The 12,230-nt window shown below is 41.3% G+C and carries 13 protein-coding genes; 7 read left to right on the top strand and 6 right to left on the bottom strand.

Annotated elements, in window-relative coordinates; genetic code table 11:
• Positions 1–19: 19 nt before the first annotated feature.
• From odhB to MHZ92_RS14000, 4 genes are all read left to right on the top strand, one after another.
• The gene (odhB, locus tag MHZ92_RS14015) at positions 20–1,258 is read left to right on the top strand and encodes a 2-oxoglutarate dehydrogenase complex dihydrolipoyllysine-residue succinyltransferase (protein ID WP_239432344.1); all 1,239 of its coding nucleotides are present in this window, start codon (positions 20–22) and stop codon (positions 1,256–1,258) included.
• A gap of 102 nt (positions 1,259–1,360) precedes the next feature.
• Positions 1,361–1,558, top strand: a complete 198-nt coding sequence (locus MHZ92_RS14010; RefSeq protein ID WP_239432343.1) for a DUF6501 family protein — start codon at positions 1,361–1,363, stop codon at positions 1,556–1,558.
• A 63-nt stretch (positions 1,559–1,621) separates the two neighbouring features.
• The gene (locus tag MHZ92_RS14005; protein WP_239432342.1) at positions 1,622–2,485 is read left to right on the top strand and encodes an ATP-binding protein; all 864 of its coding nucleotides are present in this window, start codon (positions 1,622–1,624) and stop codon (positions 2,483–2,485) included.
• A gap of 10 nt (positions 2,486–2,495) precedes the next feature.
• Positions 2,496–4,388 carry a vWA domain-containing protein gene (locus tag MHZ92_RS14000; RefSeq protein WP_239432341.1) on the top strand — a complete coding sequence of 631 codons (1,893 nt, stop codon included), beginning with the start codon at positions 2,496–2,498 and terminating at the stop codon, positions 4,386–4,388.
• Positions 4,389–4,420: 32 nt separating this feature from the next.
• Here the strand turns inward: MHZ92_RS14000 and MHZ92_RS13995 are convergent, their stop codons facing one another.
• Both MHZ92_RS13995 and MHZ92_RS13990 read right to left on the bottom strand, forming a co-directional pair.
• Positions 4,421–5,623 carry a toxic anion resistance protein gene (locus MHZ92_RS13995; protein WP_239432340.1) on the bottom strand — a complete coding sequence of 401 codons (1,203 nt, stop codon included), beginning with the start codon at positions 5,621–5,623 and terminating at the stop codon, positions 4,421–4,423.
• Complete coding sequence (locus MHZ92_RS13990; protein ID WP_239432339.1) at positions 5,610–6,272, bottom strand: 5-bromo-4-chloroindolyl phosphate hydrolysis family protein; 663 nt, start codon at positions 6,270–6,272, stop codon at positions 5,610–5,612. The genes MHZ92_RS13995 and MHZ92_RS13990 overlap by 14 nt, the downstream gene beginning before the upstream one ends.
• A gap of 197 nt (positions 6,273–6,469) precedes the next feature.
• On the opposite strand from MHZ92_RS13990, the gene MHZ92_RS13985 reads away from it, so the two are divergent.
• Positions 6,470–6,790 (top strand): DUF1033 family protein, encoded by a 321-nt coding sequence (locus tag MHZ92_RS13985; RefSeq protein ID WP_239432338.1) that lies wholly within the window; start codon positions 6,470–6,472, stop codon positions 6,788–6,790.
• 173 nt (positions 6,791–6,963) lie between these two features.
• On the top strand, positions 6,964–7,164 hold the full coding sequence (locus MHZ92_RS13980) for a cold-shock protein (protein WP_060210432.1): 201 nt from the start codon (positions 6,964–6,966) through the stop codon (positions 7,162–7,164).
• Between the two features lie 100 nt (positions 7,165–7,264).
• Here MHZ92_RS13980 and MHZ92_RS13975 read toward each other — a convergent pair whose 3' ends face one another.
• Positions 7,265–7,957: a hypothetical protein gene (locus MHZ92_RS13975; RefSeq protein ID WP_239432337.1), complete on the bottom strand. Its 693-nt coding sequence runs from the start codon at positions 7,955–7,957 to the stop codon at positions 7,265–7,267.
• Between the two features lie 120 nt (positions 7,958–8,077).
• Positions 8,078–9,685 carry an ABC-F family ATP-binding cassette domain-containing protein gene (locus MHZ92_RS13970; RefSeq protein ID WP_239432336.1) on the bottom strand — a complete coding sequence of 536 codons (1,608 nt, stop codon included), beginning with the start codon at positions 9,683–9,685 and terminating at the stop codon, positions 8,078–8,080.
• 506 nt (positions 9,686–10,191) lie between these two features.
• Between MHZ92_RS13970 and MHZ92_RS13965 the strand changes: the two genes are divergently transcribed.
• Positions 10,192–11,388 carry an MFS transporter gene (locus MHZ92_RS13965; protein ID WP_239432335.1) on the top strand — a complete coding sequence of 399 codons (1,197 nt, stop codon included), beginning with the start codon at positions 10,192–10,194 and terminating at the stop codon, positions 11,386–11,388.
• A 75-nt stretch (positions 11,389–11,463) separates the two neighbouring features.
• Here the strand turns inward: MHZ92_RS13965 and msrA are convergent, their stop codons facing one another.
• Positions 11,464–11,994: a peptide-methionine (S)-S-oxide reductase MsrA gene (gene msrA / locus MHZ92_RS13960; protein ID WP_239432334.1), complete on the bottom strand. Its 531-nt coding sequence runs from the start codon at positions 11,992–11,994 to the stop codon at positions 11,464–11,466.
• 134 nt (positions 11,995–12,128) lie between these two features.
• The gene (locus MHZ92_RS13955; RefSeq protein ID WP_239432333.1) at positions 12,129–12,227 is read right to left on the bottom strand and encodes a YjcZ family sporulation protein; all 99 of its coding nucleotides are present in this window, start codon (positions 12,225–12,227) and stop codon (positions 12,129–12,131) included.
• Positions 12,228–12,230 lie beyond the last annotated feature (3 nt).

Raw genomic sequence — 12,230 nt, 5'->3', positions numbered from 1 at the left:
AACAGAGGAGGAATTTATTGTGGCTGAAATCAAAGTACCTGAACTTGCAGAATCGATTACTGAAGGAACGATTGCGAAATGGTTGAAACAACCTGGCGAGAGTGTTGATAAAGGTGAGTTTATCGTAGAATTGGAGACCGATAAAGTTAACGTTGAAGTCATTTCTGAGGAAGCAGGGGTTATCCAAGAACTTCTTGCTGCCGAAGGCGATACAGTTGAAGTCGGTCAAGTGATTGCAGTTGTAGGTGAAGGTTCTGGAGCACCTGCTGCCCAATCTGAACAGGCTGCACCAAAAGCGGAAGAGGCACCAGCAGCTTCTGCACCACAACAAGCGGCGCCAGCTCAATCGAAAGAAGAGACTACTTCTTCTGATCGAACAATTGCGAGCCCGGCTGCAAGGAAATTGGCTCGTGAAAAAGGAATTGATTTAGCCGCTGTTTCACCTGTCGATCCTATGGGACGTGTCCGCGTACAAGACGTTGAAGCGCACGGAACAGCTCCAAAAGCATCTGCAGCACCTGCAGCACCAGCAAAAGCTGCGGCAGCACCTGTAGAAGACGGGCGCGAAACACGTGAAAGAATGACACGTCGCCGTCAAACAATTGCAAAACGTCTATTGGAAGTTAGACAATCTACAGCTATGTTGACTACTTTCAATGAAATCGATATGACAGCGGTCATGGAACTTCGTTCGCGTAAAAAAGACGAATTCTATGACAAAAATGATGTTCGCCTTGGTTTCATGTCTTTCTTTACGAAAGCAGTTGTAGCAGCACTTAAGAAATATCCATACGTCAACTCAGAAATCGATGGTGACGACATCATCTTGAAGCATTATTACGACATTGGTATCGCAGTATCGACTGAAGGTGGACTGGTCGTTCCAATTGTACGCGATGCAGACCGTAAGAATTTTGCTGAAATCGAATCTACAATCGGAGAGCTTGCTGGGAAGGCGAGAGACAATAAATTGACAATTGCAGATATGTCTGGCGGTTCTTTCACTATCACTAACGGTGGTGTATTCGGATCATTGTTCTCAACACCGATCTTAAACGGTACTCAAGTGGGTATACTAGGAATGCACACAATTCAAAAACGTCCTGTAGCTGTTGGTGATAAAGTTGAAATCCGTCCAATGATGTATGTGGCATTATCTTATGACCACCGTGTCATTGATGGTAAAGACTCAGTCGGCTTCTTGAAAATGGTTAAAGAATTGATTGAAAACCCTGAAGATCTTCTACTTGGATCATAACAAAAGCGAAGGGCGCCTGCCCGGAGTCTAGATGTAACTAATAACTGAAAAAGCCCGAGATTCTCGGGCTTTTTCAAATACTTCTAATTGGATGGTGATCTCATGACTTTCAAAGAATGGAATACAGCACCGACACTTCGGAAAGTCGTATGTAAACATGCGAATGCGGAAAAGTACGTCGTAAATGATTGTTTAACTCCGGGCAAAGAATATGATGTGAAGAATGAGACAGACGAATTCATTTTCATCGTAGATAATACCGGTAAAGTCGGCGGATTTTATAAAACGTATTTCGAATGATTTTTCGCCCGATGCCGACGATTTCGGCATTGGGCATTTTTATTTTAGGAGGATGTACATGTTATGGACCCTATAATATTGAACGAAAGAACGAAGAGGCTTGCGAGAGTATATGATAAGCATAAAGAGGATTTAGTACAGGAAGGCGGCTATATTTCTCCGGTGCGTCATCTGTGGGAGGACGTATTAATCAGTGCTGTCTTAAAAAAGCCTATCCTTTTAAAAGGTCCTTCCGGATCCGGAAAGACAAAACTCGCACAAAGTATTTCACACTTTTTTAACCAGCCGATGCATAGCGTGAACTGTTCTGTCGATTTAGATGCCGAATCACTGTTAGGATTCAAAACGATCAATACTACAGATGGACAATCCATCATCGAATTTGTAGAAGGACCTGTTGTCCAAGCGATGAAAGAAGGCCATATTCTTTATATTGATGAGATCAATATGGCGAAGCCTGAAACACTACCGATTTTACATAGCGTCCTCGATCATAGACGTATGTTGACGAACCCTTTTACGGGCGAGGTTATCCATGCGCATCCTGATTTCACAGTCGTGGCAGCTATAAATGAAGGATACGTCGGAACTTCACCGATGAACGAAGCTTTGAAAAACCGATTCATTTCTTTTGCAATTCCCTATTTGTCTGGTGAGCAATTGCGGGAAATCATTCAGACACTATTTCCTCAAGCTGAAACGGCTTTAGTCGATACAATGATGAACATTAATGAAGATTTGAAAAAGCAAGTGTTGAACGGTCTTCTAGCAGAAGAAGCCGCATCTGTTAGAAGTTTGTTGGATGCAATTGCACTCGCGGGACATATGCCCGTGAAGCGTGCAATCCAGTATGCGATTGCTGAAAAGATGGATGATCGGATGGAAAGGGAACTAGTGATGGAATTAGTGGAAACGTGGGTGAAGTGAGGCGAATGAAATGGTCAAGTTAAATCGGTTCATTCAGTTTAATGATGAGACGATCGATGCCAATTTGCTGTTACTTTATGAGCGGCTAGGCAGAGCACTTGCAGAAGCACAATTTTTGGAATTGACTGAGCGCAAACTATTTGAGTTCCAGCCGAAAGAGGGCATCATCTCGCTTAGTGTATTTTGGAGGCATCGTTCCACGGAAGTCATGCATTTAGGTCGATTATCGGATGTTTATTTATTGACTATAGGTTTCTGGAAGCATTTTTCTGTAACGAATTGGATCCGATTCAGAAGAAAGTATACGGACCATCCTTTACGGAGATTCGCTGAAGAATTGTTGCTATTGATGGAGGAATTCCGTCTGATGGACGTAGTTGAAAAGGAGAGACCAGGGACCTCCAAGGCGTTTACAGTCAGACGACTGCTAATGCTGGAATTCCATCGGGACCGGCTCTTATCCAATTTGAATAAGGGCTTCATCGCTGATGCATTACTGAACCAACTGTTTATCACATTACATGAAGGAGTAGTTACTAGTTCTCAAATCGATTGGCAATTGCCGATCGGGAAGATTAACACGATTGCTACTTATGCGACTGACGCGAAATCTACTTCCGATATGGCTGCTCTTGTAGAACGGATCATTTTTATGATTGAGGAAGCAGTCGAAAATGACCTTGTCCTCCAGTATTATGCTGTTGGAGATGCACTTTCTGATGATACAGCTGTTTTTCATTATCATGAAGGAATGACAGACGCAGAAACAGGAGAACAAGACCCAAAAGAAACGATTGAGGAAATCTTCCGCACATGGCACAGAGAAAGTGAAAGCGAGTCAGGTGTTCACCTTGAATACGAGCTTGAACACGGCAGGGCTGGTAGGGGGGATGGCAGTAATATAGCAGAGGGTAATGAAACTGCTGAAATACAAGAAACGGGATTCGGTCGCTCAGAGGGGGATGAAAGCGATAAGTGGTCTGATGAAGAACGCGAGCAGTCCGAAAAGAAATCAAAGTGGAAAAAAGCTGGGCTAGATTTCGGAAAAGAGCATGTTAACGTCGTGTACGAAGAACAGGTTGTAAAAACTATCCGTGATGATGGCAATATCGCCAAGCTATCCCAATGGAGAGAAGAACAAAAGCCACATGTCCGTTCTTTTGTTACGGAAATGAAAAAGCGGATTGAATTGAAAGAGGATGCAAGAAGAAACCGACTGATGAAAGGAAGATTATCATCAAAGCTGACGACATTGTTAGTGGATGAACGGCCGCGACCCTTTTACCGAAAAAATACGCCATCTGATAAATTGAATGCTGTCTTTGGCTTGCTCGTCGATGGTTCGGCTTCCATGATGGATAAGTTAGAGGAAACGAAAAAAGCGGTTTTGTTATTCCATGATGTCTTAAGGCAATTGAACGTACAACATGAAATCTCTTCCTATTACGAGGATGCGAATGAAGTCTCTAAAAATCTTCAGCCGAATGTTTTTGGGATGATGCATACATTCGACGACCGAAACAATGATGACGGGCTGACCATTCTATCATTTGAAACGAATGAAGATAATCGGGACGGTTTCGCGATTAGATGGATGACTCGGAGACTATTGGTCAGACCTGAAAAGCATAAATTCCTTCTCGTTTTTTCGGATGGTGAACCTTCGGCTTTTGGTTATGATCGAAACGGCATTTTGGATACGAGGGAATCGGTATTAGAAGCTGAAAAAAAGGGAGTCTCTGTCATTCATTTATTTTTAGCTTCGGAAGAGCCTACGGATGATCAACGGGCATTGTTCTCGATGATGTTCGGCAATAAATCCGCAGCATCCGAATCAGTTGAACATTTCACTGATCAGACGTTAAGGATATTGAGAAAGCTGTTAGCGATTGCGCTAGGATAATGAAAAAACCGCCAAGGGCGGTTTTTTTGATGTTATAATGGACGATTTGGGGTTTGTGTTTTTTCGTGTACAGCAAGAAGGCGTTGCTTCAACTCTTCTTCCATACGGGCGATTTCCACTTCCGCGGCTTTTCGCTTCGCGCGTCCGTCTGCTTGAATGACTAATGTTTCCTCGATTGTCTGGATCAAGTTTTCCTGAGTTTTCTTTAGCGTATCAATTTCAATAATACCCCGTTCGTTTTCTTTTGCAGTTTCGATTGAGTTTACCTTCAACATCTCTGAGTTTTTCAAGAGAAGGTCATTTGTCGTCTTCGTCACGAGACGCTGTGACTCGACTGCTTTTCGTTGTCTGTTCAAAGTAAGCGCGATCGCGATCTGGTTTTTCCAAAGTGGAATAGATGTCATAATAGACGATTGAATCTTCTCGGCAAGCGTCTGGTTCGTCTGTTGTATCATCCGAATTTGCGGAGCACTTTGAATTGTGATTTGTCTCGAAAGTTGGAGATCATATAAACGTTTTTCCAATCGATCAAGGAATTGCCCCATATCATTCACTTCTTGGAAAGCCATTTGATCATTTGACAGCTCCGCTTTTCTTTGCATTTCTGGAATAATGACATTCGCAATTTCATCGCGTTTCAACTCGGCAGCAGCGATATAGACATTTAATGCTTGGAAATAGGTCTTGTTTTGTTCGTAAAGGCTATCGAGCATTTGGACATCTTCAAGCAAGCCGCGCTTCGAATGCTCTAATTGAACGCCGATACGATCGATTTGCGTACTAAGCTTTTGGTATTTCGTCATCATTTCTTGGATTGATTTTTTCGCTCTGTTGAATAGGCGGCCTAATCCCGTTTTTTTCTTTTCAGATAAGTCTTCAGGGTCTATTTCAGAAAGCTTGCTCATTAAGTCGCTTAACACATCACCGACAGGACCGATATCTTTGCTTTGCACATGATCGAGCATCTTATGGGAGAAGCGTGATAATTCATTTTGCGCATTGGCACCGTACGTTATGATTGCTTCATAATTTCCAACGGGAATTTGTTCTGCGAGTTGCTTCGCTTTTGCCTGTTCTTCGGGTGTTAAGCGATCCATCAGCTTTACAGCTACTTGGCCTTTACTTTGTTCCGTTTGCATCTCCTTTGGCAGTAGCGGTTCATGTACGTTAAATGGATTGTCCAATAGGTCATCCATCGTTTTTACCTCTGTATGTGATAAGTTATTTTCTGTCATTCTGCATTTCTCCTTTCATCTCAAGCAATGGTTTATTCTTTTTTATCGTGACATCCACATAATCCAGTTCAAGCTGCAACTGTTCAATATCAGTCGCCAATGCGCCTCTTAAATCCTGCTCCAATTGTTTATTCACATCTGTTAGTGTTTCCCTTGTATGTTGAAGGGCAACCCTAATTTCATGATCTTTCAATGGTTGATTGACGAGCATTGCGTATTTAGAAGTCAGCTCAACAGCTGAATCGAGATGTGAATAGAAAAATTTCTCGACATGATAGAATTTTTTCGGGTTCTTGCGTACTATGGTGAGAATCCTCTTTGCCAAGTTATTCATCTCATATACTTGTTTAAATGCCTGTACTGAACGAACTTGACCGTATAAACCGTTCAACTTCTTGATTTTTAATTTTGCTTCGTTAATCTGGTTTTTAATATGCTTGTATTCGGACCTCGACATGCCAAACTCTTTGACATTTGACGAAATTTGTATTTGTTTTATCGTAAAATTGCCACCTAAGTATATTGCAATCATCAGGCCCGTTGCGGCGAGTGGATTCATGCCTGCAGCAAGGATCATCGCCAGCCAAGAACCGAAGCTGATTGGCGCCGCTATTAAGTGCCTCTGGAAAAATTGTTTAACTTCTTGCATGATCTACAGGCCTCCTTGTTTTCTCTAACCTTTACTACGTTTGAATCGATTAAAAGTTTCATCTGCTTAGTCCAATTATACCTGATTTGCAATGGAAATACATTGTTATCGAAATATGAATCCATTTACTTGGATAGTTCAGGGAGATTTGTTAGAATGAATCCACTCACCGTCTTTCGGATAGGGAGGAATGGAAAATGAAATATGAAGTAATCTATATGAAAGCGGATTATGAGCCTTGGTGGATGTTCGAAGACTGGGAAAAAATGATTCAATCACGAAAGGCTTTTGATTCGGAAAAAGAGGCATTACATTACCTCTATGAATTGAAAAAGGAATTCGGTACAAAATATAATTACTATGAGGAGCGAAAAGACTGTTTTTTCGCCTACTGGACAGATCGTGAGCGTATTTTTTGTGAAGGCTGCGATGAAGATCTGCAAATATTTCATGGGATTATTACATTTATGGACGGTAAACCTTATGCCTTTACATTAATAAATAATTCGAATATTTGATATTGTTATATTGACAATTCTCTTGGGTATGGTATAGTAGCAGTAATATTAAATCGATTTACCGAAACAAACGTATTCACGTATTACAAAAGGTGATCGGCGTTGTCGGTGCTTTTTGTAATATGTGAATTTTTTCATGTATTAGTAAGTAAATTATTTGGAGGTAGTCACACATGAAACAAGGTACTGTAAAATGGTTCAACTCTGAAAAAGGCTTCGGATTTATCGAAGTTGAAGGGGAAGACGACGTATTCGTACACTTCTCCGCAATCCAAGGAGACGGATTTAAAACTTTGGACGAAGGTCAACAAGTTGAGTTCGAAGTTGTAGAAGGCAACCGTGGTCTTCAAGCTGCTAACGTAGTGAAACTATAATTCGTCAGACAAAAGAGGCTCCTTAACAGGTGCCTCTTTTTTTATACAAATGTGGAGGAAGTTAGACGATACAAAAGTGGAAGTCGCTTGCCAACCGCACCTATTCCGGTTTTGTGACGGACTCTAAAGTTGACGTAACGATGTATTTTTCGTCTGGATCGACCGTGTCCATAATGGACTCCCGCTTTACTTCGCCAAATCCTTCGACCAAATAGGTTCGATTTACGAACCCTTCACCCTTTTGTTCAATGATCAATGCATGATCGAATTTCTGAAATGGTGTATCGACTTTCACATCTGTCTCGATAATTTCCCAATCGTCAAATGTTGTACCAACTTCAAAGGGTTTTTTTAAATAGATGCCGATCGGCTCCATTTTTTCGATTTCCTCAAGGGAAGGGAAGTCTTCATGTAAATCAACAGGCCGTTGTTCCAATGTAGTAATTTGATTCGGTTCAATTTTATAAATTTTCCTTATGACTGTGCCACCATTATTTTCATGAAGAATTACATAATTCTCGTAGGGATGGGCAAAATCTATATCCAATTTCGCAAATTCATTTCCTTCCCCTCTAAAACGGGCAGTCGACCCTGCAGGAAGGAAGAAGTCAACTAATGTTCGATCATTTGGATTCGCTTTTTCGGTCTGTACTTCATTATTTTCTGTTTGTCCTTTTGGATTTGTCGTTTCACCGCTATTACCTGAATTGTTCAAGCTCGTTGTTTTGTTTGTACAACCGGAAGCGATCAAGGCGATAAATAAGACTTGTATGAATATGATTTTCCCTCTCATTTATAAACACACTCCTTTCTTATAGTATTGCCGATAAGGTGAAGACTATCCTTCTTGATTTCCATAACTATTTTGCCAAATAAAAACCGTTCCCTACTTAAAGGAAACGGTTGAAACTCATTAGTTGGAAATGGCTTGTTGCTCTTTCCATTCGAGATATTCGTCATATTGCATCATTTTGTCGAAGATAGTACCGTCTTCACGGATTTCAATGATCCTGTTGGCGACTGTCTGAATGAACTGTTGGTCATGTGAAGTGAAAATCATTGCACCTTTGAACGCGATCAATCCATTGTTCAGTGCTTGAATTGACTCCAAATCCAAGTGGTTCATCGGTTCGTCAAGCAAGAGGACGTTGGCATTCGTCAACATCATTTTAGAAAGCATGCAACGAACCTTTTCTCCACCAGATAGCACAGAAGGTTTCTTTTTAACTTCTTCGCCGGAGAAGAGCATACGACCTAGGAAGCCACGTAAAAACGTTTCGGTTTGATCTTCTGGTGAATATTGGCGAAGCCATTCAACCAATGATGTTTCAGACCCCTCAAAATACTCGCTATTATCAAGAGGGAAATAGGAACGGGTAGTCGTGACGCCCCATTTGAATGTTCCTGCATCAGGTTGTGCCTCTTCAGCAAGGATTTCCAAAAGCGCCGTTTTTGCAAGTGGATTACCTAATAGAATAATTTTATCTTCCTTATTCATCGTGAATGTAACATCTTTCAGCATCACTTTTCCATCTTGAGTTTTGGAAAGATCTTTTACGCTTAGCACGTCATTCCCGATTTCGCGGCCGATTTGGAAGTTAACGAACGGATAGCGGCGGGAAGAAGGCTTAATATCATCCAATTCAATCTTTTCAAGTGCTTTTTTACGAGATGTCGCTTGTTTTGATTTCGAAGCATTTGCGCTGAAACGGGCAACGAAAGCTTGCAATTCTTTGATTTTCTCTTCTTTTTTCTTGTTTTGGTCTTGCGCCATCTTCAGTGCCAATTGGCTAGATTCGTACCAGAAATCATAGTTTCCTGGGTAGAGCTGAATCTTCGAGAAGTCAAGATCCGCGATTTGTGTACAAACCTTGTTTAAGAAGTGACGGTCATGTGATACGACGATAACTGTATTTTCGAACTCGATAAGGAATTCTTCCAGCCATTGAATCGCTTTTAAGTCTAAGTGGTTCGTCGGCTCATCTAGAAGCAAGACGTCGGGTTTTCCGAATAGTGCCTGTGCAAGGAGCACTTTTACTTTTTCAGATCCGCTTAACTCGGACATTTTCACATGGTGTAAACTTTCTGGAATTCCCAATCCTTGAAGGAGGATCGCAGCTTCTGATTCTGCTTCCCATCCATTCAATTCAGCGAATTCGCCTTCGAGTTCCGCTGCTCGCATACCATCTTCATCCGAGAAATCCTCTTTCATATAGATGGCATTTTTTTCGGTCATAATATCATAGAGCCGTTGGTGCCCTCGAATGACCGTATCGAGCACTTCGTTTTCTTCATATTCGAAGTGGTTCTGTTTCAAGACTGCCAATCGTTCATCTTTGTTCATGATGACGTGTCCTGTTTGAGGTTCTAATTCACCGGATAAAATTTTAAGGAATGTCGATTTTCCGGCACCATTTGCACCGATCAAACCATAGCAATGGCCTGGGTTGAACTGTATATTCACATCTTCAAACAGTTTGCGGTCACCGAATTGAAGACTTACATTACTGACTGCTATCATAAAAAATCCTCCTAAATTCACAATGCTCCTATTATAACATGGATTCCATAATGAGTGGTACGCGTTCGATTCAATTTCAGCACTTTTTCGCTCATCTCGTGTATGATTGTAAAGGAAACTTCGCATATTGTTATTTCTATTCACTCTTCCAATTTGTTTCCACAAAAAAATCCCCTTTTGGGGGATCAACATTTGAAAACGCTCCGTTGCCGGTAGGCGTCCAATAAGCATAATTCTTTGTTTAGCAAATATTCCATCCGTACATAATCTTTTTTAGTCGGAATCGCATGCTTATCCAATCCGGACATGGAAAACAAAAAATAATAGTCCTTCACTTTCCGGAAAAGAAAAACCGTCTTGGGGAACTCATCAAATATACATTTTACTTGGTACTTCCGTGTATATTCCCAATGGAGGAGCTTCATACTAATCTTTCCTTTCAAGATTAGTATAATTGAAATTGGGAAAGAACACAAGTTCCCGATATATATAAAAGGAGATTATGAATGTCACAACGTATTTCAAAACAAAACGCCACTTTACTCATCATTACAATTTTTGCCGTGTCTGTAAATATGAGACCAGCCATCACATCAATCGGACCGATGCTTGATATTATAAGACACGATCTATCACTGACGAATGCACAAGTGAGCCTGCTGACAGCATTGCCAGTGTTTTGCATGGGACTCTTCGCATCTTTATCTCCCTATTTGAATCGTAAATTAGGATTGACTCGCTCCATGTATCTTATGCTTATTTTGATCGGCTTCATGACGATGCTGCGAGGGTTTTATGCGAACTATACTTCTTTACTCATTTCGGCGATTATTATAGGAATTGCGATAGCTGTCATGGGACCACTTCTATCTGCAATGATTAAACAAAGTTTTCCTGAACGGTCGACCAGTGTCATCGGTGTCTATTCATTTGGGATGGGGGTAGGTTCCTCATTAGGGGCAGGCCTTACAGCTATATTATTCGAGTCGACAGGTTCCTATCCATTTGCACTCGGCATATGGGCTGTTTTAGCCGTTGCGGGCATAATCCTTTGGATGATTTCGGTCAAAGGGGATATGAGAGTTCAGCAAGAGGGAAGTGACATCATTGATAAGAGAAAGGCCGATACAGTGTCTCCTTGGCGCAAGAAGAAAGCTTGGCTGTACTTACTCTTTTTCGGTTTCCAGGCAGCTAGTTTCTTTTGTGTCATAACTTGGATTGTACCGGTCGTAACAGACGCGGGAATGTCTCTTGTGCAAGCGAGTATGCTCTTATCTTTGATGATGACGCTACAGATTGTATTAAATCTTATATTTCCGCTTCTATATGAACGTTTTCCGAGACGGAGGTTCTGGTTGCTCCTGTTTTTAATAATGGGATTGATTGGATTCAGCATGCTTTGGACAGGGGAGAGTACACTTATGTGGGCAAGCTCAGTTTTATTGGCGATACCGCTTGCTGGCTTATTTCCGATTTCATTGTTATTTCCATTGGACGCAACGGAAACCCCTGAAGACACGAATGCTTGGACAGCTATGATGCAGACTGGCGGCTATCTGATGGCTGGATTTTTGCCGTTAGTAATTGCATTGATATACGACTGGACGGGTGATCATCATTACACATTGTTGATTTTTATGGGATTGTTCGTTGCAATGATTGTTCTAACGTTTATGATTGGGGAGCGGGAAACGCAAGAGTAAAATACTAATAAATAATTTAAAGACCGGTTATGGATACTTCCAATGCCGGTCTTTATTTATAGATTTACTATAAATTTATTTCCAATAATCTTTTATGAACTCGTCGCGTCCTGATTTGGCGCGGTCTTCTTCGTAATGCGCTTGCTCTTTTAAGTAATAGTCCTGGTGATATTCTTCGGCGCGGTAAAACGTTTCAGAAGGCCGAATGACAGTTACAATAGGCTTTGAAAATTTCCCGCTCTTTGCAAGTTCCTCTTTCGAGCGTTCTGCAGCCACACGTTGTTCATCATTATAATAAAAGATGGCGGTCGAATACGAATGGCCGCGATCATGGAACTGTCCACCCGCGTCAGTCGGATCAATTTGCTGCCAATATACCTCGAGTAATTGCTCATATGTAAAGACGGAAGGATCAAATGTAATTTCGACAACTTCCAAATGTCCTGAATCTCCTTTTTTTACATCTTCATATGTCGGATTGTCAACATGACCACCCATATAACCAGACACGACATCGACAATTCCATCCCATTCTTTAAAAGGCTTTACCATGCACCAGAAGCACCCACCGGCAAAGGCAGCTTTTTCAATTCTTCCATTGGTCATCTTCAACAACTCCTCTCCATTTCATCATACAAATTGTAGCACACGAAAGAAAGGTTGCCTACGGCCTAGTCTTAGACCGAAGTGCAACCTTTCCCCCGAAGTGTCAATGAGTGGTTGTGCTTATTTTTTTTCAATTAATAGATAAAGCTAGCACCAATAATAATTAACAGGATGAATAGCACAACTAATAAAGCAAAGGAAAAGCCGTATCCTTTCCCGTATACGCCTCCCATTTA

The sequence above is a fragment of the Sporosarcina sp. ACRSL genome (assembly GCF_022346605.1).
Lineage (GTDB): Bacteria > Bacillota > Bacilli > Bacillales_A > Planococcaceae > Sporosarcina.
The sequence above is the reverse complement of the archived record's forward strand: the minus strand, read 5'-3'. Positions and strand labels throughout refer to the sequence as shown.